The organism is uncultured Ruegeria sp. (assembly GCF_947500045.1).
Taxonomy (GTDB): domain Bacteria; phylum Pseudomonadota; class Alphaproteobacteria; order Rhodobacterales; family Rhodobacteraceae; genus Ruegeria.
In genome coordinates, this window is the sequence record NZ_CANMQQ010000005.1 from 63,226 (window position 1) to 89,209 (window position 25,984).

29 protein-coding genes and 1 tRNA gene are annotated in these 25,984 nt (G+C 57.7%); 10 read left to right on the forward strand and 20 right to left on the reverse strand.

From position 1 onward, the window contains the following. The first annotated feature begins 32 nt into the window (after positions 1-32). Both Q1B46_RS10335 and Q1B46_RS10340 read left to right on the forward strand, forming a co-directional pair. A complete protein-coding gene (locus Q1B46_RS10335; protein WP_299947677.1) occupies positions 33-341 on the forward strand; it encodes a metalloregulator ArsR/SmtB family transcription factor in 309 nt (102 codons plus the stop codon). Continuing rightward, the gene (locus tag Q1B46_RS10340; protein ID WP_299947679.1) at positions 338-793 is read left to right on the forward strand and encodes an SRPBCC domain-containing protein; all 456 of its coding nucleotides are present in this window, start codon (positions 338-340) and stop codon (positions 791-793) included. Before Q1B46_RS10335 ends, Q1B46_RS10340 begins: the two co-directional genes overlap by 4 nt. A gap of 45 nt (positions 794-838) precedes the next feature. On the opposite strand, the gene ilvC is transcribed toward Q1B46_RS10340, so the two are convergent. Continuing rightward, entirely contained in the window at positions 839-1,861 is a 1,023-nt protein-coding gene (gene ilvC, locus Q1B46_RS10345; protein WP_299663625.1) for a ketol-acid reductoisomerase, read from the reverse strand. A gap of 131 nt (positions 1,862-1,992) precedes the next feature. On the opposite strand from ilvC, the gene Q1B46_RS10350 reads away from it, so the two are divergent. Continuing rightward, a complete protein-coding gene (locus tag Q1B46_RS10350; protein ID WP_299947681.1) occupies positions 1,993-2,448 on the forward strand; it encodes an Lrp/AsnC family transcriptional regulator in 456 nt (151 codons plus the stop codon). Further along, positions 2,445-2,903: an Lrp/AsnC family transcriptional regulator gene (locus Q1B46_RS10355; RefSeq protein ID WP_299663623.1), complete on the forward strand. Its 459-nt coding sequence runs from the start codon at positions 2,445-2,447 to the stop codon at positions 2,901-2,903. Before Q1B46_RS10350 ends, Q1B46_RS10355 begins: the two co-directional genes overlap by 4 nt. Here the strand turns inward: Q1B46_RS10355 and Q1B46_RS10360 are convergent. Beyond that, a complete protein-coding gene (locus Q1B46_RS10360) occupies positions 2,900-3,601 on the reverse strand; it encodes a GntR family transcriptional regulator (protein WP_299947683.1) in 702 nt (233 codons plus the stop codon). The genes Q1B46_RS10355 and Q1B46_RS10360 overlap by 4 nt on opposite strands. A gap of 231 nt (positions 3,602-3,832) precedes the next feature. Between Q1B46_RS10360 and Q1B46_RS10365 the strand changes: the two genes are divergently transcribed. Further along, entirely contained in the window at positions 3,833-4,960 is a 1,128-nt protein-coding gene (locus Q1B46_RS10365; protein WP_299947685.1) for an aminotransferase class V-fold PLP-dependent enzyme, read from the forward strand. A 30-nt stretch (positions 4,961-4,990) separates the two neighbouring features. Here the strand turns inward: Q1B46_RS10365 and Q1B46_RS10370 are convergent, their stop codons facing one another. From Q1B46_RS10370 to Q1B46_RS10380, 3 genes are all read right to left on the reverse strand, one after another. Further along, on the reverse strand, positions 4,991-6,187 hold the full coding sequence (locus Q1B46_RS10370) for a UbiH/UbiF family hydroxylase (protein WP_299947687.1): 1,197 nt from the start codon (positions 6,185-6,187) through the stop codon (positions 4,991-4,993). A gap of 74 nt (positions 6,188-6,261) precedes the next feature. Further along, the gene (locus Q1B46_RS10375; RefSeq protein ID WP_299947689.1) at positions 6,262-6,510 is read right to left on the reverse strand and encodes a hypothetical protein; all 249 of its coding nucleotides are present in this window, start codon (positions 6,508-6,510) and stop codon (positions 6,262-6,264) included. Between the two features lie 87 nt (positions 6,511-6,597). After that, the gene (locus Q1B46_RS10380) at positions 6,598-7,242 is read right to left on the reverse strand and encodes a pyrimidine 5'-nucleotidase (RefSeq protein ID WP_299947691.1); all 645 of its coding nucleotides are present in this window, start codon (positions 7,240-7,242) and stop codon (positions 6,598-6,600) included. A 100-nt stretch (positions 7,243-7,342) separates the two neighbouring features. On the opposite strand from Q1B46_RS10380, the gene Q1B46_RS10385 reads away from it, so the two are divergent. Then, positions 7,343-7,990 carry a GntR family transcriptional regulator gene (locus tag Q1B46_RS10385; protein WP_299663612.1) on the forward strand — a complete coding sequence of 216 codons (648 nt, stop codon included), beginning with the start codon at positions 7,343-7,345 and terminating at the stop codon, positions 7,988-7,990. On the opposite strand, the gene Q1B46_RS10390 is transcribed toward Q1B46_RS10385, so the two are convergent. Both Q1B46_RS10390 and carA read right to left on the reverse strand, forming a co-directional pair. Then, on the reverse strand, positions 7,947-9,851 hold the full coding sequence (locus tag Q1B46_RS10390; RefSeq protein WP_299947693.1) for a glycosyltransferase family 2 protein: 1,905 nt from the start codon (positions 9,849-9,851) through the stop codon (positions 7,947-7,949). The two genes, Q1B46_RS10385 and Q1B46_RS10390, sit on opposite strands and share 44 nt — an antisense overlap. Positions 9,852-9,930: 79 nt before the next feature. After that, positions 9,931-11,097, reverse strand: a complete 1,167-nt coding sequence (gene carA / locus Q1B46_RS10395; RefSeq protein WP_299947695.1) for a glutamine-hydrolyzing carbamoyl-phosphate synthase small subunit — start codon at positions 11,095-11,097, stop codon at positions 9,931-9,933. 183 nt (positions 11,098-11,280) lie between these two features. On the opposite strand from carA, the gene Q1B46_RS10400 reads away from it, so the two are divergent. Then, positions 11,281-11,763: a GatB/YqeY domain-containing protein gene (locus tag Q1B46_RS10400; protein WP_299947697.1), complete on the forward strand. Its 483-nt coding sequence runs from the start codon at positions 11,281-11,283 to the stop codon at positions 11,761-11,763. Here the strand turns inward: Q1B46_RS10400 and Q1B46_RS10405 are convergent, their stop codons facing one another. From Q1B46_RS10405 to ctaD, 4 genes are all read right to left on the reverse strand, one after another. Beyond that, entirely contained in the window at positions 11,764-12,249 is a 486-nt protein-coding gene (locus Q1B46_RS10405; protein WP_299947699.1) for a DUF2244 domain-containing protein, read from the reverse strand. Between the two features lie 46 nt (positions 12,250-12,295). Continuing rightward, positions 12,296-12,895, reverse strand: coding sequence for a 2-hydroxychromene-2-carboxylate isomerase (locus Q1B46_RS10410; protein ID WP_299947701.1), 600 nt, complete (start codon positions 12,893-12,895; stop codon positions 12,296-12,298). 83 nt (positions 12,896-12,978) lie between these two features. Further along, positions 12,979-14,007, reverse strand: a complete 1,029-nt coding sequence (locus tag Q1B46_RS10415) for a bestrophin family ion channel (protein WP_299947703.1) — start codon at positions 14,005-14,007, stop codon at positions 12,979-12,981. 171 nt (positions 14,008-14,178) lie between these two features. Then, positions 14,179-15,852 (reverse strand): cytochrome c oxidase subunit I, encoded by a 1,674-nt coding sequence (gene ctaD, locus Q1B46_RS10420; protein ID WP_299947704.1) that lies wholly within the window; start codon positions 15,850-15,852, stop codon positions 14,179-14,181. A gap of 279 nt (positions 15,853-16,131) precedes the next feature. On the opposite strand from ctaD, the gene Q1B46_RS10425 reads away from it, so the two are divergent. Continuing rightward, complete coding sequence (locus tag Q1B46_RS10425) at positions 16,132-16,551, forward strand: HIT family protein (protein ID WP_299947706.1); 420 nt, start codon at positions 16,132-16,134, stop codon at positions 16,549-16,551. Positions 16,552-16,553: 2 nt separating this feature from the next. Here the strand turns inward: Q1B46_RS10425 and Q1B46_RS10430 are convergent, their stop codons facing one another. Further along, on the reverse strand, positions 16,554-16,967 hold the full coding sequence (locus tag Q1B46_RS10430; protein ID WP_299947707.1) for a helix-turn-helix domain-containing protein: 414 nt from the start codon (positions 16,965-16,967) through the stop codon (positions 16,554-16,556). A gap of 80 nt (positions 16,968-17,047) precedes the next feature. On the opposite strand from Q1B46_RS10430, the gene Q1B46_RS10435 reads away from it, so the two are divergent. After that, positions 17,048-17,983 (forward strand): cation diffusion facilitator family transporter, encoded by a 936-nt coding sequence (locus Q1B46_RS10435; protein ID WP_299947709.1) that lies wholly within the window; start codon positions 17,048-17,050, stop codon positions 17,981-17,983. Positions 17,984-18,301: 318 nt separating this feature from the next. Here Q1B46_RS10435 and lipB read toward each other — a convergent pair whose 3' ends face one another. Beyond that, on the reverse strand, positions 18,302-18,958 hold the full coding sequence (gene lipB, locus Q1B46_RS10440; protein WP_299947711.1) for a lipoyl(octanoyl) transferase LipB: 657 nt from the start codon (positions 18,956-18,958) through the stop codon (positions 18,302-18,304). Between the two features lie 39 nt (positions 18,959-18,997). Continuing rightward, positions 18,998-19,657 (reverse strand): DsbA family oxidoreductase, encoded by a 660-nt coding sequence (locus Q1B46_RS10445; RefSeq protein ID WP_299947713.1) that lies wholly within the window; start codon positions 19,655-19,657, stop codon positions 18,998-19,000. 131 nt (positions 19,658-19,788) lie between these two features. On the opposite strand from Q1B46_RS10445, the gene Q1B46_RS10450 reads away from it, so the two are divergent. Beyond that, positions 19,789-19,875 (forward strand) — tRNA-Leu (locus Q1B46_RS10450). Between the two features lie 28 nt (positions 19,876-19,903). Here the strand turns inward: Q1B46_RS10450 and Q1B46_RS10455 are convergent. The 6 genes from Q1B46_RS10455 to Q1B46_RS10480 form a co-directional block, all read right to left on the reverse strand. After that, a complete protein-coding gene (locus tag Q1B46_RS10455) occupies positions 19,904-20,899 on the reverse strand; it encodes an ABC transporter ATP-binding protein (protein WP_299947715.1) in 996 nt (331 codons plus the stop codon). Then, entirely contained in the window at positions 20,896-21,930 is a 1,035-nt protein-coding gene (locus Q1B46_RS10460; protein WP_299947718.1) for a Gfo/Idh/MocA family oxidoreductase, read from the reverse strand. The genes Q1B46_RS10455 and Q1B46_RS10460 overlap by 4 nt, the downstream gene beginning before the upstream one ends. Continuing rightward, a complete protein-coding gene (locus Q1B46_RS10465) occupies positions 21,927-22,766 on the reverse strand; it encodes a carbohydrate ABC transporter permease (RefSeq protein ID WP_299947721.1) in 840 nt (279 codons plus the stop codon). The genes Q1B46_RS10460 and Q1B46_RS10465 overlap by 4 nt, the downstream gene beginning before the upstream one ends. 10 nt (positions 22,767-22,776) lie before the next feature. Continuing rightward, a complete protein-coding gene (locus tag Q1B46_RS10470; RefSeq protein WP_299947723.1) occupies positions 22,777-23,691 on the reverse strand; it encodes a sugar ABC transporter permease in 915 nt (304 codons plus the stop codon). A gap of 67 nt (positions 23,692-23,758) precedes the next feature. Beyond that, positions 23,759-25,009, reverse strand: coding sequence for an ABC transporter substrate-binding protein (locus Q1B46_RS10475; RefSeq protein WP_299947725.1), 1,251 nt, complete (start codon positions 25,007-25,009; stop codon positions 23,759-23,761). Then, complete coding sequence (locus tag Q1B46_RS10480; RefSeq protein ID WP_299947727.1) at positions 25,006-25,926, reverse strand: N-acetylmuramic acid 6-phosphate etherase; 921 nt, start codon at positions 25,924-25,926, stop codon at positions 25,006-25,008. The genes Q1B46_RS10475 and Q1B46_RS10480 overlap by 4 nt, the downstream gene beginning before the upstream one ends. Positions 25,927-25,984: the final 58 nt, after the last annotated feature.

A 25,984-nucleotide genomic window follows, 5' to 3' on the forward strand; every position in this document is an offset into this window, starting at 1 on the left:
GACTTTAAGTTAGCTGTGACTTACCGTAGGTCATGACTTACGAAAATATGTTCTCAGCACTTGGCGATTCTACCCGCCGTCAGGTCTTTGAAGCCGTCGCCGATCGCCCTCGGGCCGTTGGTGATCTGGCTGCGGATTTGCCTGTGAGCCGCCCAGCGGTCTCGCAACATCTGAAGGTGCTGTCTGATGCTGGACTGGTGGTTTGCCGGGCCGAAGGTACGCGGCGGATCTATGCGGCACGGCCCGAAGGGCTGGCGGAGTTGCGCACCTGGCTTGAGCGGTACTGGTCGGACGCATTGGAGAGCTTCGCCGCCGAGGTTAACAAGGGACGAGACGCATGATTGATCCAATCATCAAGACAATTGTCGTGAACGCGGTGCCAGAGCGCGCTTTTGATATTTTCGTAAACCGGATCGCCAAATGGTGGCCTTTGGACGGGCACGCCGTGTCTGCTGCACAAGGTCAGCCTGCGCTGGCGGTTACGATCGAACCACGCGTTGGCGGTGCGGTGTATGAGACCATGTTCGACGGCACGCGTGTAGACTGGGGCAAGGTGTTGGTCTTTGAAGAGGGTACCCGGCTGGCCTTTAGCTGGCACCCCGGCACAAACAAAGACCGACCAACGCATGTCGAAGTCTGGTTTGAGACCCATGGAGACGGACAAACCAAAGTGACATTGACACATTCCGGCTGGGAGGTTTGGGCAACGGAGGCAACAGGTAAGCGCACCGGCTACGATAGCGGCTGGGATCATGTATTGGGCGAATGCTACGCAAATGCCGTTGCGAAATGAAAAGGGCGGCCACTGTGGCCGCCCTTTCGCTGACAGATGTCAGGCTTAGTTCTTTTCTTTATCGACCATTTTACCGGCCGAGATCCAGGGCATCATGGCGCGCAGTTTCGCACCGGTTTCCTCGATCATGTGTTCATCGTTGGCACGACGTGACGCTTTGATGGTCGGCTGGCCAACAGCATTTTCCAGCATGAAGTCGCGGACGAATTTACCCTGCTGGATGTCGTCCAGAACGGCCTTCATGCGCGCTTTGGTCTCTTCGTATTTCAGGATGCGAGGGCCGGTGACGTACTGGCCGTACTCGGCAGTGTTCGAGATCGAGTAATCCATGTTGGCGATGCCGCCTTCATAGATCAGGTCAACGATCAGCTTCACTTCGTGCAGACATTCGAAATAGGCCATCTCGGGCGCATAGCCTGCTTCGACCAGAGTTTCAAAGCCGCAGCGGATCAGTTCGACCAGACCGCCGCACAGAACGGCCTGTTCGCCGAACAGGTCGGTTTCGCATTCTTCACGGAAGTTGGTTTCGATGATGCCTGAACGGCCGCCACCGATGGCCGAGCAATAGGACAGGCCGATTTCCAGCGCCTTGCCGGTTGCGTCGTTGTCCACTGCCACCAAGCAGGGCACGCCGCCGCCTTTGGTGTATTCACCGCGCACTGTGTGGCCGGGGCCTTTGGGGGCCATCATGATGACGTCAACGCCTTCTTTCGGCTCGATCAGGCCGAAATGCACGTTCAGACCATGGGCGAACGCGATTGCCGCACCCGGCTTAATGTTGTCATGCACGTATTTCTTGTAGGTCTCGGCCTGCAGTTCGTCGGGCATGGTGAACATGATGACGTCGCACCAGGCTGCGGCCTCGGCAATACCCATCACCTGCAGGCCTTCACCTTCGGCTTTTTTGGCCGATGCGGATCCTTCGCGCAGGGCGACGACAAGGTTTTTCGCACCCGAGTCGCGCAGGTTCAGCGCATGTGCGTGGCCTTGGCTGCCATAGCCCAGAATTGCCACTTTCTTGTCTTTAATCAGGTTGATGTCGCAATCGCGATCGTAATAGACGCGCATTTCGCTGGTCCTTTCAGTTTCGATTGCAGTGCTTTTATCCTGAGACTTTGGTATTGGCGATAGCGCAGGGATTGAGTATTCAAGAAAAAGATGAAGAATAATTCTCTGGTTTGGGAAATACTGAAATAATCATGCTTGATGACGTTGACCGGCGTATCCTGCGCCATTTCCAATCCGAGCCCAGCCTGACAACGGCGGAACTGGCCGAACGCTGCCGCATCAGCCCGGGCGTGTGTTGGCGGCGGATTGAGAAGATGCAAGCGGCGGGCATTATCGAAGGGCAGGAGGCCGTGATCGACTGGGCTGCGCTTGGCTATGCGGTCGAGGTGTCGCTGCGTGTGACGTTGGATAAAACACAGGCCCGCGCTTTTGATGACTTTACCGCTGCCGCCCGCGAGGTGGCAGAAGTCATCGAGATTCAGACCTTTTTGGGCCGCGTGGATGTGCGGCTGTCTGTGCTGGCGCGCGACATGGGGCATTATCAGCAAGTCTATCGGGATCGCATCCTCACCCTGCCTCATATCGCGGATATCGAGGCGCTGATGCATATTGCGCGGGTCAAACGGGACGAGGCATTGCCGGTATGATCGAGCTGGATGAAATTGACCGAAACTTACTGCGGGCTCTGGCGCAGGACGCGACCCAAAGTGCCGGGGCGCTGGGTCGCAAGTTTGGATTGTCTCAACCCGCCACATGGCGTCGCATCAGACGGCTGGAAGATGCAGGTGTGATCAAGGGGCGTCGGTTACGGCTGAATGCTGAGGCCTTGGGTTTTGGCGTGACCGTGTTTCTGGGTGTGAAACTGGCGCGCAAAGGGCAGGTCAGCCTTGAGGATTTCGAACGTGCCGTCAGCGCTATCCCCGAGGTTCAGACGGTCGAACACGTATTGGGCCTCTATGACTATCGCCTGAGGGTCGTGGCGCGTGATCTCGCTGATTTTGAGCGTGTTCTCCGGCGGCGCGTAATGACCTTGCCTGGGGCCGGAGAGGTCGAGGCCAATGTACTGCTTAGCGAGGAGCGCCTGCCGGGTCCGATCGGTTAATATTTGGAACGGATGCGGAAGCCGGGATGATGCGTCATGCGGGCGAATGTCATCGGATGCCCGTCTTTCCACGTCGTCCGCTCTAGCTGGATCATCGAGGTGCCGGTGGTCGTACCCATGAAGTCGGCCAGACGATTGTCAGCCGAGATTGCACAAAAGGCGATCTCGGCCTCGGTAAAAGGCGAGGCATTCAGTAGCCATTCATGCGGGCCACTTTTGTTCAGATCCGCGTGCTCAACCTCGGGTACGGCTTCGATGTTGATCCAGCGTTCTTCCAGCTGAAAGGGGCGGTTGTCGGCGTAGTGCATGCAGATCACGTGCAAAACGCGCGCGTCCGGTTCGACATTCAACTGCGAGGTCAGCCAGCCGGGGCTGTACACCACGTTCCGTTCCACCAGCGCATAGCGATAGGCAGAGTTCTGATTTTCGACAGCTTGCCGTGCAAGCGAAATCTCGATCTTGGCCTGCTTGCGTGGTTCTTTTTTGACCCGCGTTCCGCTTTTTCGCTTGCGTTCAACGAAGCCCTGTTCGGCCAGTTCCCGCAGCGCCCGGTTCACCGTGGCGCGCGCGCAGTTGAACTCTTCCGCCAGTTGGGTTTCGGTGGGTAGAAGTGAGCCCTGAGGCCAGGTTCGGCATTCAATACGCCGTTTAACTTCGTCCCGGACGACCTGAAAACTAATCCGCTTTTGCGCAGTCACGAGTTGAAAAGTCCATTCTTGTTCAAAGTGAGTGTATCTGGTCAGAAACACGTCAGAGTGTAAAGAGAGGCTGACACTAGTTGGCGTCATTTCCGCTAATTGTTGCATGTAAAATCTCGAAGTGAAACTTAAGGTTGAAGATGACTTTAGGTCAACTCAGCCCAGCGCTTTGATCCTTTACCCAAGGGACGGGAAAGGGCAGAAACAAGGGATCATAGGAAAGGATGCATAATGCCCGCATTACTCGAAACCGTTGACCCCGACGGCCTTGAGGAGTTCTCGGTTGTTTTCACGGATCGCTCGCTAAACCATATGTCTGCCAGTTTTCAACAGGTTATGCGCGATATCTCTGGCATGCTGCGTGAGGTCTACAACGCAGATGGCGTCGCCATTGTTCCGGGCGGTGGTACCTATGGGATGGAGGCGGTCGCCCGGCAATTCGCCCGTGGGGCAAATGTTCTGGTGGTCCGCAACGGATGGTTTTCCTATCGTTGGAGCCAGATCATCGAATCCGCCGACCTGACGGGTTCGACCACGGTTCTAAAGGCGCGCGAGACCGGGAATGCCAGTCCTTCGCCTTTTGCCCCTGCACCAATCGAAGAGGTCGTGGCGACGGTCCGTGAACAACGCCCGGATATCGTTTTCGCCCCGCATGTTGAAACGTCTGCTGGGGTAATCTTGCCCGATGACTATGTAACCGCGATGGCGTCAGCGGCGCATGAAGTCGGGGCATTGATGGTGCTGGATTGTATCGCCTCGGGCTGTGCCTGGATTGATATGAAAGCGACCGGTGTGGACGTCCTGATATCTGCCCCACAAAAGGGGTGGAGCGCGACGCCATGTGCTGGTCTTGTCATGTTGTCCGAACGGGCCGAAGCGCGGTTGGAGCAGACGAACTCGGACAGTTTTGCGATTGATCTGAAGAAATGGCGACAGATTATGCAGGCTTATGAGAATGGCGGTCATGCCTATCACGCCACGATGCCCACGGATTCGCTGCGTGAATTCAGGGATACCATGATCGAAACGCGTGACTATGGGTTCGAGAAACTGCGTACAGCGCAATGGGCCCTGGGCGATGGCGTGCGGGCCTATTTGAAAAGCAAGGGGATCATGTCGGTTGCCGCCGAAGGGTTTGGTGCGCCCGGTGTAGTGGTCAGCTACACAGCGGATCCCGAAGTTCAAAATGGTAAGAAATTTGCGGCCCTAGGCATGCAGATCGCCGCCGGTGTGCCGCTGCAATGTGATGAGCCCGCAGGGTTCAGCACATTCCGTCTTGGTCTGTTCGGCCTCGATAAGCTCTATGATGTGGATGCCACGATCGCACGGTTGAGCCGGGTACTGGATCAGGTGCTTTGATCGGGGGCGGGCCACAGCCCGCCCAATGGTTTATCGGACGCCCAGACCCATCTGCATCAGCGTTTTGCGCACGGGCGGCAGGGAATAGAGCGCGTTCAGCCCCATCGCCCGTGCATCACGCAGCGGACGCGCCTCGATCATCGAGGCGCGGTTCAGCAGGTCAATGCCTTTGACGCGCAGCTCAATCTCGGTATGGCGGGCCTTGTGATAGGCATCCAGCATTTGAGTATCGCCCAAACCGTCGGGGCGGGCCTGCGCAAGGTCCAGCAGATAGCGCAGGTCGCCCAGCGACATGTTCAACCCCTGCGCACCAATGGGGGGCACCACATGCGCGGCCTCGGCCATTAGGGCGATCCGTTCACCTGACAGTCGTTCCGCTGACTGGCTGATGATCGGCCAGATCGTCTTGCGCGAGGCCAGCTTCAGTGGGCCGAATAACCCGCAGGACCGTTCGGTCATCGCGGCCTCAAACGCCTCGGCATCTAAGTTCAGCAGTTCAATTGCGCGGGGGCCACGCTCCATCCATACAATTGCTGAAGAGGGCTGGCCTTGCCAGTCGGGCAGAGGCACCAGGGTGAACGGCCCGCCCGATCGGTGGATCTCGGTCGAGATGTTTTCATGCGGGATGGGATGCGTGACAGCAAAGGCCAGCGCCTTCTGGCCGTAGCGGGTAGTGCGGACGGTGATCCCAGCGGCCTCGCGCATCGGAGAATTGCGTCCATCAGCGGCAATCACCAGATTGCAGTGGACGCGGCTGCCATCGCTCAGGCCCACGCGAGCCTCGTTGGTTCGGGTAAACAGGCTGACTGTGCCAGTGCCGGGCCGAAAGTCGACATTTGGCAACTCGGCCAATCGCGCCACCATTTCGCGCCTCAGCAGCCAATTGGGCAGGTTCCAGCCGAACGGCTGGTCCGAGATATCAGCGGCGTTGAAATCGCGCACCACCCGGGGTTCGGGCACATCGCCACCTGCGTCCACGATGCGCATGATCTGCAAAGGTGCGGCATGGGTGCCGAGCCGGGTCCAAAGGCCGCATTGGTCCAGCAACCCACGGGCGGGCTGCAGGAATGCGGTGGTACGCAGGTCTGATCCGTCCACATCCCGTTCGGTGATCGGCGGGGTCGGGTCAACGCAGATCACGTCGAACCCGGCGGCGCCAAAGGCGGCGGCGGCGGTCAGACCGGCGATTCCTCCGCCGGAGATTAGGATGTCACAGCTGTCAGTCATTGGGGCAAGTCTCCGTTGCCGCAAACACTAGTGCCGTTGGGCACCGCCCGCCAAGTGACATCCTGTCTCGTGTCTTATCCCCGTGAAATCAGGATGAGGATCAGGAACATCACGGGCACCATCATCAGCGCGGGGATGTAAAGGCCGGGCAGGCCGAACAGCAGGGTGGAACACCCCCACATGCTGAAGATTGCGCCCGCCGTGTAATACCAATCGTCGGCCTCGGCATTGGCCGCATCTCGGGCCATCCAGCCAAACAGGGGAACTGCAAACAAAAGGCGCTGCCAAAGGGGCAGGCGCTGTGGCATCTCAAGCGCGGTCATTGGGGTCTCCGATTCTGTTCGTCGCTGAGGTGCATATGGGGGCAATGCTGCACCTGCGAAACGCACAGATCGTCGCAGTGTGACAGCCTAGCGCAGCCGGCCCAGAAACCCGGTCAAATCGACTGTGTGATGGTGGATATGATCTGCCTCATGCGGGTCTGGCGCGACGTGAACAGTGCGCATTCCCAATTCATGCGGGGCGGCCAGATTGCGCGGATCGTCTTCGAACATGGCGGCCTTTTGGGCATGGATCCCGTCTAGCGCAAAAATGGCTTCAAACGCGGCCTTTTGCGGTTTGGGGCGATAGCCTGCATGCTCAACCCCATAGATGGCATCGAACAGATCATCCAACCCACGTGCCGCCAAAACACGTTCAGCATAGGGCGCTGACCCATTGGTATAGACGATGCACCGACCGGGAAGGGCCTTGATATGCCCTGCAAGTACCGCGTCCGGCTCCATATGGCTCATGTCCACTTGATGGACCGCGTGCAGATAGGGGTCGGGATCCAGATCGTGCTCGGCCATCAGACCTGCCAGCGTGGTGCCGTATTCCCGCCAATAGTGCGAGCGCAGCCGATCAGCCTCGGGCCGGTCGACACCAATGGCCCGTACAACGTAATCCGTCATCAGCACCTCGATCTGGTCGAACAGGCGCATATGCGGCGGATAGAGCGTGTTGTCGAGGTCGAACACCCATTGGGTGACGTGAGCAAAATCAGGTTTGACCATGCTTTGGGTTTAGGGTGATGGGCGGTGGTTTTCAATGCTGCACTTGATTGCGGGGGTGCGAGGCGGCTAGACATGTCCGAACGAGGAGATCTGACAGCCGATGCCCCAATTCAAACAGTCCCATACGGATGCCTATAGCCTGATACTCGAAGCGATCGATGTGGGCGTCTACAAACCGGGCGACAGATTGGTGGAAAGCGAACTGGCCGAGCGATTTGGCGTGTCGCGCACCCCGATTCGCGAGGCATTGCAGCGGCTTGAAACGCAGTCCCTTCTGGAACGCGATGGGCGATCTTTGATCGTGGCGTCGTTGGATCATAACCAGATGGCAGAGCTTTATGTCGTGCGGCGCGAATTAGAGGGGCTGGCCGCAAGATTGGCAGCGAAACATGCCACCGCAGAAGAAATTCAGGTTTTGCAGGAAATGGTGGCAGCCGACGATGCGCTGGTGAATGATCCGACAGCCTTGTCGCGCGCCAACCGGCGGTTTCACGAGCAGATTCACCTGGCCTCGCACAATCGCTATTTGGTGCAGCAACTGGATTTGGTGCACCGGACCATGGCTTTGATGGCAACCACTTCCCTTGCGGCAGAAGGGCGGGGTGAGATCGCACAAAGTGAGCACAAGGGAATTGTGGATGCCATCGCCGCACGCGACGAAGAGGGCGCGGCACGGGCGTTACAAGACCATATCTCAGTCGCATTCATGACCCGGTTGAAACAGGATGCGATCCGGCGCGAGAAATAGAAACCTCGGTTTCTTCGGCGGCGTGGCCGTGTTGTGTCTTGTCCCAGAAGAACGGGTTAACCGCCAATTCCCAAAGCCCTTTGTAGGCTGCTAGAACGCCCAAAGGGTAATAAAGCACCATCGTCGGCACCCAAGGCAGCAGGAACCGTCGGTTTCCGGCAATAACCCCAAGCATACCAACCAGAATATTCGCGGCCTCGGCGATCAGGAACAGATAGACGCAGGCGGTCAAAAACCCCGGCGTCATAACAGGTTGAAAAGGATGAGGTAGGCCAAGGTAGGCAAGCCAGAATACCCAAAGGACCGGGGCCAGAAGGAACTGACCCAAGGTGCCAACAAAGAACGCTTGAACGCCCAAAAAGCGCAGAAACCCCAAATCGCGCAGCAATTGCCGTGGCGCCCGCATGTGGACGAGATAGGTGATCATGAACCCCTTCAGCCAGCGCGAGCGTTGCTTGACCCATGGCCAGGCGCGGAAATTGGCCTCTTCATAGGTGGCGGTGTTCACGATCTCGGTTCTGTAACCTGCGCGGCTGAGGCGGACGCCCAGATCGGCATCTTCGGTGACGTTATGGGCGTCCCAACCGCCCAGCTCGATCAGTTTGTCGCGGCGAAAGAAGAAGGTGGTCCCACCCAACGGAACCACGAGGCCCAATCGCGCGATACCCTTCAGGACGACCCGGAACCAGCCACTGTATTCTATGGTGAAACACCGTGAACGCCAGTTGGTGCGGGGGTTGTAATAGTCCAGTACACCCTGCAGGCAGACCACATCTTCGGGCGCGGTTGCAAAATGTTGAACAACAGCTTCGATCTGATCGGGCACGGGCGCATCTTCGGCGTCCCACACGCCCAGAATCTCGCCCCGGCAGAAATCCAGCGCATAGTTCATGGCGCGGGGTTTGGTGGTCAATGCACCCATCTGTGGTACTTCGATCGCGCGTATCCAACTGGGCAACTCGACATCGTGCAGTGCTGCCTTGGTCACCTCATCCTGTTCTTCAAGCACAAGAATGACATCGAGCAAGGCCTTGGGATAGCTCAGCCGCCGCAGACGTGTGATCAGCACATCCGCGATCTCACGCTCTTTATACAGTGGCACCAGGATCGAGACGCAGGGCAGCGGCGGCGGGGCACCGTCCGACCGATGGGATCTACGGGGCAACAGAAAGGCCACAACGCCCGAGAGCCTGAGAATGAGGAATAGTACCAGCGTCATTAACGTCGCCCAAAGCAATACCGACAGCCCGATGTGCGGGAAGGCCGCGAACAGGCCGCAGATCAGAATACAGGCGGAAATCGGAACGGTATGGGTTTTGGGCGACCAGTTGCGGCAGCTTTGTTGGGCATCAACACGGGTTTCCGCAGCCCACGCCAGAGGCTTGGCATAGCTGCGCGCAATTGCAGCGTCGATTTGTTCGGGGCCTGCCAGTACGGGTACGATGGTCAGATCAGTGTTGCCAAGCCCTTTGACCACCGGATCAAAAAGATCGGGTCGAGCTGTGGCAACAAGCAAGATCGGCCCCACGCGCATCCAGGGCAGGACGTTATGCGCCAGCCAGAACTCCACCGGTTTCAACGCGCAAAGTTCGGCACTGGGCGGTGTTTCCACCAGGTCGGCGATCTGTAGGCCGGTCTGTTCAGAGAGCGCGGCCAGAACCTGAGCCCGGCTGGTCCAGCCTTCGCCGACGAGTATCTCACCCAAGGGTGCCCTTTGGCGCACCTGCATCTGAAGGGCATGTTGCAATTGGATATCCGAGATCACGCCTTGATCCCGCAGGCAGGCCCCGAGGGGTTTGCGCGAATGAGGTCCGGGCACCGGCAGAGCCGATGTCTGGCGTTGGAAATTCAATTCGACCATAAACAAACCCTGCCGCAAGTAACGAACGGCAGGGTGGCTTGAACAAGGTTAACGCACAGTTAACTCTGGTAAACTGATCTTATGCCTGTGCTTTTTGGTCTGCCATCGCAGCAGAAAAGCGTTCGAACAGATAAAAACTGTCCTGCGGGCCGGGCGAGGCTTCTGGGTGGTACTGTACTGAATAGACCGGGCGGTTTGTCATACGAATTCCGCAGTTCGAGCCGTCAAACAGTGAGCGGTGCGTCTCGACCACGCCATCGGGTAACGACTGTGCGTCGACCGCGAACCCGTGGTTCATCGAGGTGATCTCGACCTTGCCGGTCTCCAGATCCTTGACCGGGTGATTGGCACCGTGGTGGCCGTGGTTCATCTTGACGGTTTGACCGCCCAGGGCCAACGCCAGCATCTGATGACCAAGGCAGATGCCAAAGACGGGCAGGCTGGTGGTCTCCAAGACCTCTTTGATCATCGGTACTGCGTATTCGCCCGTGGCCGCCGGATCGCCGGGGCCGTTGGACAGAAACACGCCATCAGGGTCATGCGCCAGAATCTCGGCAGCGGTAGCAGTAGCGGGCAGAACAGTCACGTCGCAACCGGCCGAAGCAAGGCAACGCAGGATGTTGCGCTTGGCGCCAAAATCCAATGCGACGACTTTATGCGCAGGGGCTTCCTGTCTTTGGTAGCCGTCGGGCCATGCCCAACGCATCTCATCCCAACGATAGCTTTGGGCGCAGGTGACCTCCTTGGCCAGATCCATGCCTTCCAGCCCGGCAAAGCCACGCGCTTCGGCGACCAGCGCCTCGATATCGAAATTGCCCTCGGGGTCATGGGCCAGCGCAACATGCGGCGCGCCCTGCTGGCGGATCGCGCGGGTCAAGCGCCGCGTGTCAATGCCGCCGATTGCGATCCGGCCGCGACGGGCCAGCCATGTTTTCAACTCTTCTGCAGAGCGCCAGTTGGACGGTTCAGTCGGGTCCCATTTGACGACCATGCCGGCAGCAACCGGATCACCGGTTTCATCATCATCGGGGTTAACGCCGACATTACCGATATGGGGGAAAGTGAAGGTCACGATCTGGCCCGCGTAGGACGGATCGGTCATGATCTCCTGATAGCCGGTCATGGCGGTGTTAAAGCACAGCTCGGCCACGGTTTGGCCGGTTGCACCGAAGCCAGCACCGTAGAACAGTGTTCCATCAGCCAATGCCAGACATGCGGTGGGCTTGGACTGGGCGTTCTGGGCCATGGCGCGACTCTCCTGCAAGGTAAACGGACGCATACCTAAGGGGGTTACAGGCCCGGGTCAAGCCTGTTCAATTTTTTACGCTACCGTTAAAAATCAATGACTTAACAGTAATCGCCGCTGTTGTGCCCGCCTTTTTGTTTCGATATGGTCGGGGTTCCTTTGCCATGGGGATGGACAGACCATATGGATATGCGATCACGGGTGAATGCCGCCCTGAAGCAAGCAATGAAAGACAAAGCCGCCGAGCGCCTGTCGACACTGCGCCTGATCAATGCAGCGATCAAGGATCGTGACATCGCCTCACGCGCGTCTGACAATGAAGAGGTCAAGGGCTGCGGCGATGCCGAGGTGCTTGAGATCCTTGGAAAAATGACCAAACAACGCAAGGAAAGCGCGCGCGCCTATGAAGAGGGCGGACGCCTGGATCTGGCCGAGCGGGAACTGCGCGAAGTCGAAGTGATCGAGGAGTTCCTGCCCAAACAGCTGGATGATGACGAGGTGAGTAAAGCCATTCTGACCGCCATCACGTCCACCGGAGCGGGCTCGATCCGCGATATGGGCAAGGTGATGGGCGAACTGAAAACGCGCTATACCGGTCAGATGGATTTCGGCAAGGTAGGACCGATGGTCAAAGACCATCTGTGCGCGGCCTCGAACGGCGGCTGATCACGCCGGATCGCGCAGTTTCTGGTTGAGATCATCGAACAGCGCGATCCGTTCGTCTTCGGACAAAAATGCACCGATTTCGACCTCACGTCCGTCACCGACGAGTGTTACGTAGTGGGGCACCGGCCCGCCGCTTGTGTGCATCTCGGGGCGGGCCCAATAGCGGTTGCAGGTCCATTCCTGATCCCCCGTTTGCGGATGGTGGTGCACAAGACGCGCCTGCGTCTGGTCTAGTGTCAGCACTTCGAACACACTGCGCGCGCGATAATTTGTTTGGATCGCCAGCCAGAGGCCCAGCACTGTCAGAAGCAGGAAGGGCAGCAGCCCCCACAGCACGACCGAGCCCAACATAGCCAGAAGTGGGATCAGCCCGAACAGGAACACCGACAGGATCACGATCATAGCGCCGCGCGGAGGAAGGGAGTTGTGCGGCCAGAGCCGCAACTCCTGTTCAGCATCCGAGTTCTGTGTCCATCGATAGGGCATGGCCGGAACCTAGCGCAGCAAGCGCTGAAGTCTAAGCAAAAAACATTCAGATAACGTGGCCGACGCGGACCCATGAAAGGGCGTCGTCAAGCCGGTCATCGCCCCAGAACACCTCATCCCGGACGACAAAGCTGGGTGCGCCAAAAACGCCTAGTTGGATCGCTGTATTCGTCTCAGCCTCAAGCGCTGTCGCAATCTCCGGGCTTCGGGCTCGGGATAAAACCAGTCGCGGGTCCTGCTGGCAGCGATGCAACGCCTCGGACATGGCGTTCTCATGGCCAGCCTCGAGACCGTCTTCGAACCAGATCCGATACAGGTTCTGTGTGAACGCTTTACCCCAACCATCTTGCATCCCGAGCAGAGCCACCTGATTGGCAAGAGCCAGATCCGAAATTGGATAGGGGGCAGGCAGTTTGGCGTGGATATGGTACTTTGCCGCCCGCCGCTCGATATCGCGCCACATATAGGCCGATTTGACCGGTTTGCCCGCAAACGGGATGTTTTGTTGTTCTGACATTATTGTGCGCACATTGAACGGTCGCCAGACCACCGTCGCATCATTATCTTCGCACCAGTCATCCAGACGCATGACCGTCAGATAACTATAAGTGCTGCCAATTGAGTACCAAAAATTGAATTCGGGCATAACAAAGCTCCTGTCAAAAGGGGCGTTGCCATCCAGAATACAGCAAAATGGAGGTTTTTACGATCTTTGCCCGATGCAGGTGGTCAGAGCAGCGCCCTGTCGATGGGTTTTGCCGGTGGCGGTGCGGTACCGAATGCGGTCATCTGGCGCAGGTCAATCTCGATCATGCGGCAGATGGCCGAGATCGGCACATCGGTCACGTCGCCCTCGAACGGGTCCTCCATCGAGGCGCTGACCCGTTCCGTGACGAAGAAAATCCAACACACCAACGCGCCCACAGGAGCAAAGACCAGCCAGTCCAGCAGCACCGATTGCATCACCGGCAGGTCCAACCCGATTGTGATCGAGCGTTCGTCGTTGAACGCCAGCGGCAGCAGGAAGATGAAGACATAGCTGAAGATTCGGCCCACCTCGGCCACCTGCCGGGGGAAGGGAGTGTTCTTGATGCGCTCACTCTGGCCCTGATCGTCTGCAAGGCGTGCCAATCGATTCATCAGCGCGACGTGCCAGTAGGAATCGATCTTGCCGGATTGTGCCAGGGTCGAGATACGCTCGCCCTGCAGATACAGCAGATAGGTCGCGCGGTTGGATTTCCCTTCAAGCCTCGGCAGGTCGGCGGCAAGCTGGCTGCTGCGCCAACAATCGGGGTCCTGATGCAGCGCGGCCTTGTCCGCGACGGGCTTGTGCCCGAACATCCACGGCCTGCGGGTTCGGCCTGTTGCCGAGGGCTGGCGCAGCTGAAACGCCAACAGGTTCAGCCACGCGACATGACGTTCCAGCAGTTCGCGGCGGATTTCGGCATCAATCGGTGTTCCGTCGGTCTGCACCAGATTGCTGATCGTATTGCCCCAGTCCCGGCTGGCATTGACCAGATCCCCCCAAATCTTGCGTGCCTCGACCCAACGGCCATAGGCCGAGGTGTTCTTGAAGCCCAGAAAGAACGCCACCGCCAAACCCAAAACCGTGACCGGAGGGCTAGAGCCGGAAATCAGATCAATTTGCGTGAGTGCATCCAGCAGTTCGAGCAGGAATATCCACACCAGAACAATGCAGATGAAGCCAACAGACCCTTTGGCCATTTGCCGGATGGTGATGCCGTTATGGAGTATCATGGGATGTGGGTCTTCATAAACAATCAGGATCAGAAAGCGGATGCCGGGATATTAGCGACCCGTTCTTTTGCCTGTCCACGATCACCGGACAGCAATTTTGAAACTGCGCGTTTTCAAGCACAAAGCCCCGCGCGGGTCGGGGCTTTGATGTATTCGGATTGGTTGGTGGGATCAGTGGGCGTGGCCCTTGTCCCAGTCTTCCTGCTTGGGCAGCTGCTCGAACGTGTGTTCAGGCGGCGGGGTGGGCAGGGTCCATTCCAGTGTATCTGCGTATTCGTTCCACGGGTTCGGACGTGTTTCTTTCGCGCCGCGCAGCAGGGCGTAGATCACGATGCCGAAGAACAGCAGGAACGAAGCAAACGAGATAAATGCACCAATCGACGATACATAGTTCCACTGGGCGAAAGCCTCAGGGTAATCGATGTATCGACGTGGCATGCCCTGACGGCCCAGGAAGTGCTGCGGGAAGAAGGTCAGGTTGGCGCCGATGAAGAACAGCCAGAAGTGAACCTTGCCCCAGAACTCGGAATACTGACGGCCTGTCATCTTCGAGAAGTAGAAGTACACGCCCGCGAAGATCGCAAAGACGGCACCCAAGCTCATCACGTAGTGGAAGTGTGCAACCACGTAGTATGTGTCGTGATAGGCACGGTCCACACCGGCCTGTGACAGCACAACGCCGGTCACACCGCCAACGGTGAACAGGAACAGGAAGCCGAAGGCGAACAGCATCGGCGTCTTGAACTCGATCGAGCCGCCCCACATGGTCGCGATCCAAGAGAAGACCTTAACTCCGGTTGGAACCGCGATGACCATCGTCGCCAGCATGAAATAGGCCTGCTGACGCAGCGACATGCCAACGGTGTACATGTGGTGCGCCCATACGACGAAGCCCAGAACACCGATCGCAATCAACGCCCAGACCATCGGCAGATAGCCAAAGATCGGTTTGCGTGAGAATGTAGCAATGACATGGCTGATAAGGCCAAATCCCGGTAGGATCACGATGTACACTTCCGGGTGGCCAAAGAACCACAGGATGTGCTGATACAGGATCGGATCGCCGCCACCAGCCGGATCAAAGAAGGTGAAACCAAAGTTGCGGTCCATCAGCAACATGGTGATGGCACCCGCCAGAACCGGCAGCGACAGAAGAATCAGCCATGCAGTGATGAAGATCGACCAGCTGAACAGCGGGACCTTGAACAGGGTCATGCCCGGGGCACGCATGTTCAGGAAGGTGGTGATCATGTTGATCGCGCCGAGGATCGAGGAGGCGCCCGATACGTGCACAGCGAAAATCGCAAGGTCCATGGACATGCCGCCCTCGGTCGTGGACAGGGGCGGGTACAGAACCCAACCCACGCCCGAACCAAGCTGGTCGTTACCACCGGGGCTGAGCAGCGAGGCCACACCCAGCGACGTACCAGCAACATAGAGCCAGAAGGACAGGTTGTTCATCCGCGGGAACGCCATATCCGGCGCGCCGATCTGTAACGGCATGAAATAGTTGCCAAATCCACCAAATAGGGCAGGGATGACCACAAAGAACATCATCAGAACACCGTGGTAGGTGATCATCACGTTCCACAGGTGCCCGTTGGGCGTACAAAGCTCGGCACCGCTGCCGAACAGTCGGAATCCTTCCAGGCACATGTGCTGCACCCCCGGTTCCATCAACTCGATCCGCATGACTATGGTCATCAGAACCGAGATCAGACCGACAATAGCCGAAACGATCAGGTACAGAATCCCGATATCCTTGTGGTTGGTCGACATGAACCAACGGGTAAAGAACCCGCGCTGGTCTTCATGATCATGACCATGAATGGCTGCGTCTGCCATTAGGTGCCTCCTGTTGCAACTGCACCGCGCAGTCGGACCTCTCCAACGCGCGGGATTCCTGCTGGTTTTAGAGGGCGTAGGGGCGACCTTCAATGGTCGAGTTTGATCTGGATCAAGATTAATTGTCGCGGGCAGGCTGTGTTGCGCCACGATCTAATCTCAGATGCGAAGGATTCGGGTGTTCTATCCATGATTTCAAGTGTCGCCAGGGGAAACCCGCTTGACCCCCTCTGGACTGAGGATCAGAACAAGAGAAAGTCACATTACCGGAGGCCTCAGATGACCGCCTATGATCCCGAAAACGTCTTTGCCAAGATCTTGCGCGGGGAAATCCCGTCAAATCGGGTTTATGAAGATGATCATACCGTCGCCCTCATGGATATCATGCCGCGTTCCGACGGGCACGTTCTGGTCATACCGAAAACACCGTGCCGCAACATACTGGATGCCTCGCCAGAACAATTGGCGGCGGTGATGGCGACGGTCCAGAAAATGGCGCATGCGGTGAAATCAGCATTTGACGCGGATGGCGTCACGGTCCAGCAGTTCAACGAGGCTGCAGGAGGGCAGGAAGTGTTTCACCTGCATGTCCATGTGTTGCCGCGGCATGAAGGCATTTCAATGCGCCCTCCCGGGAATATGGGCGATTTTGATTTGATTGCCGAACATGCCGAGAAAATTCGGGCGGCGCTGGCCTGAGGTTAATGCGACCCCGCGCAAGTGCCGTGATCGGCAAATGCATGTAGTACGGCGCAGACGTGATCGTGCTGCCCGTTGCAGGCTTTGGCGATACGGGCCAGTTCTTTTTCCAGCTTTCTCAACCGAGCAATCCGGCCGCGTAGTTCGGACAGCTGCTGCTCGGCAATTTCGTGGGCTCGGTTCAGATCGTCCCCTTGCGCGCCCTCAAGCGTTAGCAGCGCTTCGATATCCGCAAGCGGCAGACCCAAATCACGCGTGTGTCGAATGAACTGCAAGCGCTGCAGTGCAGCCCCGTCATAGCGGCGTTGATTACCTGCAGTCCGCGCTGGTCTGGGCAGCAGCCCTTTATCCTCATAAAACCGGATGGTGGGAACTTTGACGCCAGTCTGACGGGATAGTTCTCCGATCGAATACATTTTTCGGCAGCCCCCCTTGAACCTCTAGTGACTAGAGGAATTACTTTGCATTGTGAACCAAAACAAGGACGGCGATTCACATGGCACATCAGCATTCTCATTCCGGGCACAGTCACACCCACATTGACCCGCAGGCGGGAGATGTCCGTGTTGCCTGGGCCATTGCCGTGAATGTGTTTCTGACGTTGGCGCAGATCGTTGGCGGGGTTCTTTCCGGCTCGCTCGCCCTGATCGCAGATGCGCTGCACAATCTGTCGGATGCGGTTGCACTGGTCATCGCGTTCTTTGCCCGCAAGATCGCCCGCCGTCCTGCCGACTCACGCATGAGCTTCGGATATGGCCGCGCCGAGGTGGTCGCGGCGCTTGTCAATTACACGATACTGGTCGTCCTGTCGGTCTATCTGATGTACGAAGGCGTGATGCGGTTCTTCGAGCCCGAGCCGGTCAACGGCTGGATCGTCGTCTGGATTGCAGGGATCGCCCTTGTGGTTGACCTGATCACCGCTGCTCTGACCTATTCCATGGCCAAGGACAGCATGAATATCCGTGCGGCTTTCCTGCACAACGTGGCCGATGCATTGGGATCTGTCGCCGTGATCATCGCAGGTACGGCTGTCATCCTGTTCAACTGGACATGGGTAGACCCCGCAGTCACGATCATGATTTCAGTCTATATTCTATGGCACGTCAAATCCGAGATCGGTGAAACGGTTCGTGTCCTGATGTTGGGCGCGCCCCCGGAACTTGACCCGGAAGAGGTGGCCTGTGCCATCGAACGCATCACTGGCGTCGCTGGGGTGCACCATGTCCATCTGTGGAGCATGCAGGAGCGCGAGCCAGCCCTGACCGCGCATGTGGTCATTGCGCCTGACGCTTGGGATCAGGCCGAGGATATCCGCATCTCGGTAAAGCAGGCCCTGCGCGATAAATTCGGTCTTGGCCATATCACGCTGGAGATCGAAGGAAGGGATCATGCCTGCGTTGGATTGTCCCGGTTTGGCCATCAGCAGGAATAGGGGTGCCCTAAAACGAGAATTGCCGTTCCGATTATGGGGTCGGAACGGCAGACTCGTAACCAAACACAATCACGGATTTCGCTGGGCAGCCCTGCGATCACCGGTTAACACACCACTCACTCATGAACGGTCATTACATACTATGTGGTTGGATGGCGTTTGTAAGGAGCGGATGTGAAGAATCCCTGAATTTGAGACGAATTGGGGTGATTCAAGGGAAATCTCCGCTGGGATAGCGAAACAGAGTGCCCGGAATCTCGGCATTGTTGTTTGGGCGTTTTCCTCGCATCGCTTCCGCTACGTGGAATCACCTATTCGTCAGACACCTTCGGTTGCGAACACATCATCAAATGTCTTTTTCAATGCGATGTCGACGTCATCCATCGTCACCGGCAAGCCCAAATCGACCAATGATGTCACCCCATGCTCCTGAATGCCGCAGGGCACGATGCCGGTGAAATGAGACAGATCAGGCTCCACATTGATCGAAATGCCGTGGAAGCTAACCCACTTCCGCAAGCGTATCCCGATTGCCGCGATCTTGTCCTCGGCAGGCTGGTCCGTCACCGTCAGGGGTTTGTCCTGCCGCTGCACCCAGACACCAACGCGACCTTCACGTATCTCTCCGTTGACATTGAACTCGGCCAGGGCAGCAATCACCCATTCCTCAAGCTGCTGCACAAAGCGACGCACATCATGGCCACGTTTACCCACATCCAGCATAACATAAACCACGCGCTGGCCGGGTCCGTGATAGGTGTACTGACCTCCACGCTTGCTTTCGTAAACAGGAAAGCGATCCGGATCGGTCAGATCTTCACGCTTTGCAGAGGTCCCGGCAGTATAAAGCGGTGGATGTTCCACCAGCCAAATGCACTCATCCGCGTCACCCGCTGCAATCGCAGCGACGCGCGCCTCCATGAATGCAGTGGCGTCTTCGTAGTCGACAAGGCTGTCAGTGGTCTTCCATTCCATGTCAATTCCTTAGACCGTCTTCCGGGCAGGGGGAAGAGGTCAGGCGGCCTCAGCCAGACAGCGTTGCAGGACCTGTGCGTAGGTGTCGGTGCCCTGCGCACCGGTTAGCAGGTATTTCCCACTGAATACAATCGAGGGCACACCCGAGATACCCCGGCTGGTCCAGAACTGTTGTTTCTCCCGCACCGGCTGGACATGTGCACCCGATACAAGCGCGGCACGGGCCGTGTTCGGATCTAGTCCGGCTGCCGCGACCGCACCCAGCAACACCTCTGGATCCGAGACGTCCAACTGATTGGTAAAATAGGCCTCGAACAAGGCCAGCTTCAGCGGGTGTTGGCGCCCCTGTGTTTCCGCCCAATCCAGCAGTTGATGCGCGGCAAAGGTGTTTACGATTCTGCTGTCATCGTTGAAATTGAAAGCAAAACCAAGTTCGGCCCCCAAAGAGGTCAGCCGATCACGCGCCTGCTGACTCTGGTCCGGGGTTGAGCCATATTTCTCAGCGATATGTTCGCGCAGGTTTTGTCCCTCAGGGCCCATGGTCGGGTTCAGTTCGAAAGGGTGCCAACGTAGTTGGGCTAGCACATTCTCTTGCTTCAGGGCCGCATCAAGCTGGCGAAAGCCAACAATGCACCAGGGGCAAACCACATCAGATACCACATCGATTTGCAGGGTGGGGCGGGGATCGGGCGAGGGCATTCGCAGCTCCAGATAGTCTTCGTGTTGAACTTAGATATGGGTGCGACACACGAATTCAATTGCTTGTATTTTTGCCTCTTCACATCGCGCGGATCAGCGTCTATACGCCCTTCTACCAAGTCATTGGCAGTGCGGTCGTGGCGGAATTGGTAGACGCGCAGCGTTGAGGTCGCTGTGGGGTAACACCCGTGGAAGTTCGAGTCTTCTCGACCGCACCAAACTCCCAAAAAATTGATACGTGTTTTATCAACCAAGGCGCGCGCCGAGCTGGTCGAAACGATAGGTTCGGTCTTGGGCGTAGCCAAACTGGACAGCCTGACCTGCGTTGACCTGGTGTTGGCCGAACAGGCGCGCGGTGATCTGGTGGTCTTGCATCATCGCGATCACGTTGGTGTCCCCGCCCAGATGCTCGACATGGGTTACGTTCGCGGTCAGGGGGCCCTCGTCGGTCAGGTACAGGTCTTCAGGGCGTATACCGAGAGTCGTGTCCGCGCTGTCTCCGATCACGCTGGCGGGGAAGAAATTCATCGATGGTGCGCCAAGGAAACCAGCGACAAACTGGTTGGCGGGGTTGTTGTACAGCTCCATAGGGCTGCCGACCTGTTCGACGCGTCCGTCGCGCAGGACGACGATCTTGTCGGCCAGCGTCATCGCTTCGGTCTGGTCGTGGGTGACGTAGATCATCGAGGCATCAAGCTGCTGGTGCAGGTTGGCGATTTCAATCCGTGTATTCATGCGCAGGGCTGCGTCCAAGTTGGACAGCGGTTCGTCGAACAGGAACAGTTTGGGCTCGCGCACAATGGCGCGACCGATGGCGACGCGTTGGCGTTGACCGCCAGACAGCTCGGACGGGTAGCGGTCGATGTAAGGCTCCAGATTCAACATCCTGCTCGCCTTGGTGACGCGCTCTTCGATGACCTGTTTGCTTTGGCCTTCCTGTTTCAGTGCCAGTGACATGTTCTTGCGCACATTCAGATGCGGATAAAGCGCATAGCTTTGAAACACCATCGCGATGCCGCGTTTAGAGGGGGGCGTGAGGTTCATCAGCTCTCCGCCGATACGTACTTCGCCTGATGTCACATCCTCGAGCCCCGCGATCACACGCAAGAGGGTGGACTTGCCGCAGCCCGAGGGGCCGACGAATACGACGAACTCGCCATCTTCGACTTCGATGTTGATATCCCTAAGAACTTCGACCGTGCCGAAGGACTTGTTCACGTTCGTAAGCGTCAGGGCGGTCATGTGCGTGCCTCTTTCAGCGAAATGGGTTGGCCGGTGCGGATGCTTTCATCTGCAGCGAGGCAGATGGCCAGTGATTGCACGGCGTCGTTCATGTGGCGGGTCAGGTCGATGTCTTCGGCTATGGCGCGCAGCATATAGGCTTGCTCGGCGTCGCAGAGCTCCTGATGGCCGGGCTCGCACGGCATGTTGATGGTCTCGTCGCCCTCGGGGCGATGGACCAGAATGCCTCCGACTTTGGTGTGGCCATCGATATCGGCCGACGCACCTTTGTTGCCGTCGGTGATCGAAACCGAGCCGTTGGGCGACACGATGTCTTTCACGAAGAACGCGGTCTCAGAGATCATCGGGCCCCAACCGGCCTCGTACCAGCCGACCGAGCCATCCTCGAAGATCACCTGAAACTGGCCGTAGTTATACATGTCTTCGGCGATCTCATCACTCAGGCGCAGGCCCATGCCATGGACGCGAACCGGGTCAGAGTCAGTGATCTGACACATCACGTCGACATAGTGTACGCCGCAATCAACAATGGGCGAGGTGGTTTGCATCAGGGCCTTATGCGTTTCCCATTCAGCCCCGCTGCTTTGCTGGTTGAGGTTCAGGCGGAAGACATAAGGCCCGCCGAGGTCGCGTGCCTCGGAAATCAGGCGCATCCATGAGGGGTGGTGACGCAGGATGTACCCAATCACCAGTTTGCGGTTCGTCTCGATCGCCTTCGCGACGACTCGTTTGGCGTCTGTTACAGTCGTGGCGAGTGGTTTTTCGACGAAGACGTGGGCCCCGGCCTCTATCGCCGCACAGGCGAAGTCGGCATGGCTGTCGGAGTAGGTGGCGACCACGACCAGATCAGGGTTTGTCGCGGCCAGAGCGGCCTGAAAATCCGAATAGGCTGGGTAACCTGACAGATCAGGATGGTCCACGCGACCAGACCGGTTCACCAGTCCTACGATCTGCGTGTCCGGGTGGTGGTGATGGGCCAACGCGTGGCTCAGCCCCATATTGCCAAGGCCAGCGATCAGAACTTTGGTCATTTGACAGCTCCTGAAGTGATGCCACGGATCAACTGGCGCGAGAAGATGACATAGAGCACCAGTACCGGCAGGATCGCCATGCTGAGCGCCGACAGAACCGCATTCCAGTCAGTCACGAACTGGCCAATAAACACCTGGCTGCCCAGCGTCAGCGTTTTGGTTTCCTCAGCCGGGGCGAGGATCAGTGGGAACCAGAGGTCGTTCCAGATCGGGATCATGTTGAACACAGCAACGGTCGCCATGGCGGGGCGCACGAGGGGCAGGACCAAGCGGAAGAAGATCGTGTATTCGGACAGGCCATCGACGCGGCCCGCATTCTTTAGATCGTCCGAGACCTGTCGCATGAATTCAGACAGAATGAACACCGCCAGAGGCAAGCCTTGCGCCGTGTAGACGAGGATCAGGGCCCATAGTGTGTTCACCAGACCAGTCGCGACCATCATTTCCAGAATGGCAACGGTGCCGATGCGGATCGGGATCATGATGCCAAGCGCCAGGTAGAGGCCCATAATCATGTTGCCCTTGAATCGGTATTCGCTGAGCGCAAAGGCGGCCATGGCGCCGAACAGAAGGACAAACGCCAGCGATACAACAGTGACGATCAGTGAATTTTGGAAGTACAGGAAAAAGTCCCCTTGCTTCATCACTGTCTGGTAACCGATCAGAGAAAAGCTCTCGGCGTCGGGCAGGGCGAGCGGCTCACGAAAGATGGCGCGGCGGGTTTTGAAGCTGTTGATGATAATCACGAAGACCGGGAACAGGGCGATCAGTGTATATAGGATCAGCGCCCCGTGCATGGCGGCTGTGTTCAGCGGGTTTTGGCGTGCTTTGTTCATCGTCATACCCTTACAGCTGATACCGGCGCATCCGGGTCTGGATGCCAAAGAGGTAGATGCAGACACCCACGAGGATGATCGCGAACATGGCCCCGGCGATGGCCGATCCCATATGCGGATCACCCAATTGCAACTGGAAGCCAAAGAAGGTGCGGTACATGAAGGTGCCGAGAATATCGGTTGAGAAATCCGGCCCCGCCAGTGCGCCCTGAGATACATATATCAGGTCAAACGCGTTGAAATTGCCAACAAATGTCAGGATCGAGATGATCCCGATCGAAGGCAGAATCAACGGTAGTTTGATCTTCCAGAAAGCAGAGGCTCCGGTGATGCCGTCGATCTCTCCAGCTTCAAGGATTTCTTCGGGGATCGACAGCAGGGCGGCGTAGATCAACATCATCGGGATGCCGACGAATTGCCAGACCGAGACAAGCGCCAGTGTCGTTAGCGCGTATTCTTCCTTGCCGAGCCAGGGCGCAAACAGCGACTTCAGACCAACGGCATCCAGCATCGAGGGGGCGATGCCCCACAGTGGCGACAGGATCAGTTTCCAGGCAAATCCCACGATCACGAAACTTAGGATCGTAGGGATGAAGATCGCCGACCGATAGAGCGCAGCAAAGCGCAGGCGGGGATGCGACAGGATCGCCGCAAGCGCAACACCAATCGGGTTCTGTACCAGCATGTGGACCAGGAAGAACCAGAAGTTGTTGCCCAAAGCGTTCCAGAACTGCTCGGACCAGATCGGATCGAAAAACAGGGTGCGGAAATTTTGCAACCCGACATAAACGCGTGTTTGATCGACCTCGGTGAACAATGCGAGGCGCAGCGTGTTGAACAAGGGGAAGATCATCACCGCCGTGTAGACCAGCACCGCAGGGGCGAGGAAAACGGCGATGTGCCAGCGGATGCGGCGGGTTTGCATGGGAATCTCCGGGGAAAAGTGCCGGACGCGGCGCGATTGGCCGCGTCCGGTGTGAGTGGCCTAGGTGTTACTGATGCGGTGCATACCAGGTGGCCAGACCGTCCTGCAGTTGCTGACCTAGTGCTTCGGGTGTCTCGGCACCCTTGATGGCAGCAACGGATGCGCCCCAGGTTTCGTTCTCAAGGTTCGGCGTCCCGCGTGACAGGATCTGATAGGTCGAGCGGATCGTGCTTTCGCACTCATCGCGCCAACCGACGATTTCCTTGGCAAGCGGATCTTCCAACTCAACCGGTTCATTGGAAAGGGGGAAGAAACCCGGAACGGCGTTGCCGAATATGCTGGCAAATTCCGGGCTTGCAACCCAGGCCAGGAAGGTGCGCGCCGCCTCTTGGTTCTCACTCGCAGCATTCAGGCCGATGCCAATATCGGTATGGTCCGAGATATAGCAGGTGTCACCGGCATTCTGTACCGGAGGCTTGAAGGCACCCATCTCAAAGTCGGCTTGCGTGTTGAAGCCTGCGATTTCCCAGCTACCTGCCGGATAGATCGCTGCGCGGCCCAACGTGAACAGGTTTTGGCTGTCGGGATATGTCTGTGCTTCGTATCCGTCACCCAGATAATCCGCCCATTTGGCCAGCGTCGCATAGGGTGCAACCCACTGAGGATCGGTCAGTTTCTGTTCACCCCTGATCAGCGCCTGACGGCCTTCCTCACCTTTCCAGTAATTCGGGCCGATATTGTTATAGCCCATGGTGGCGGCTTCCCATTGGTCGTTGGTGCCCATTGCCATTGGAATGTAGGTGCCATCTTCTTTGATCTTGTCCAAAGCGGCAAAAAACTCGGCCTCGGTGCTTGGGACTTCGATCCCCAACTCGTTGAAGGCATCCTTGTTGTAAATGAAGCCGTGGATCACTGACGCCATCGGGACGCAGAAGCTGGCCGAGCCGTCATCTGTTTGCCATGCGGATTTGGCAACATCCGAGAAATTGCCCATGGCCTCAAGATCAGACAGATCTGACAAGTGACCCCCGTCATACAGTGCGAGCGAGGCGTCAAACGGGCGGCAAGTGATCAGATCGCCAGCCGAACCGGCCTCAAGCTTGGAGTTCAGCACGGCGTTATACTCAGCCGGGGCAGAGGGTGAGAAAATCACCTTGATGCCGGGATGTTCGGCTTCGAACGCTGGAATGATCTTATCCTGCCACAGGGTCAGATCATCATTGCGCCAACTTTCAATGGTTAACGTCGCTTCTTGCGCATAGGCGCTTGTGACGAGCGCCGTACTCATTAAAGCAATGCTTAATACTTTGCGTGTCATTTAGTGTCTCCCAGGTTGATTGTTTCTTTGTTTTTAATCCGCTCCAGTGCAGGGCGGAGGTGATCGTTAGTCTCGTGCAGCAAGGCTTGCGCCTGCGCCAGCGTTTGGGCGCCTGCCGCCAAAAGAGCCGCGCATTTGAGGTTTCCACCTGCTGAAGTCAGGGCTGAAGCAGCCTGTTCGGGGCTCACATGTGTCAGTTGGCAAACAATCCCGTTGGCGCGGGCGCGCAGTTTGTCATTGTCAGCGCGCAGGTTGATCATCATGCCGTCCTGAATATGCCCCAACTCTACCGCCATCAGCGTAGACAGCATGTTCAGCGCGATTTTCTGCGCCGTGCCCGCGCCCATGCGGGTCGAGCCCGAAATCAGTTCGGGCGGTGTGGCAAGCAGAATCGAGTGGTCGGATAACCGTAGTAGGTCGGTGCCGTCGTTGTTTGCTATCCCGATGATCGTCGCACCTTTGTCGCGCGCGATACGGGCTGCAGCGACCGTGTAGGGCGTGCTTCCACTGGCGGAAACGGTGATCAGGGTGTCTTTGGGCGATAGATCGGCAAGATCGTGGGCAAGGGTGCCGGTTGCATCTTCCGTATCGCCGGGCATCTCGACCCCGGAAGGCAAGCCGCCTGCCATGTGAATGCGAATCTGGCTTGCCGGTATCGAGAATGTCCCACCAAGCTCTAGCGCGTCCGCGGCCGCCATAAGACCAGACGAGCCTGCCGCGAGGTAGTGCAGAATCCCACCAGAGCGGATTGTTTGCGCCATTTCCTTTGCGCCGGCGCAAATAGAGGGGAGTGAGGCAAGGGGGGCGGCTGCCGCATCGGATTGTGACCGGGCCAGTAGATTCGCAACCTCGGTCAGCGGGCGGGCATCAAGCCCGATCGCTTCCTGATGTAGCTGTTCCGTTACTGGCGTTGTCACGTGATTCTCCCCCGGTTTCAGATATCATACCTTTTAGATACCATTAGTCTACCATTTT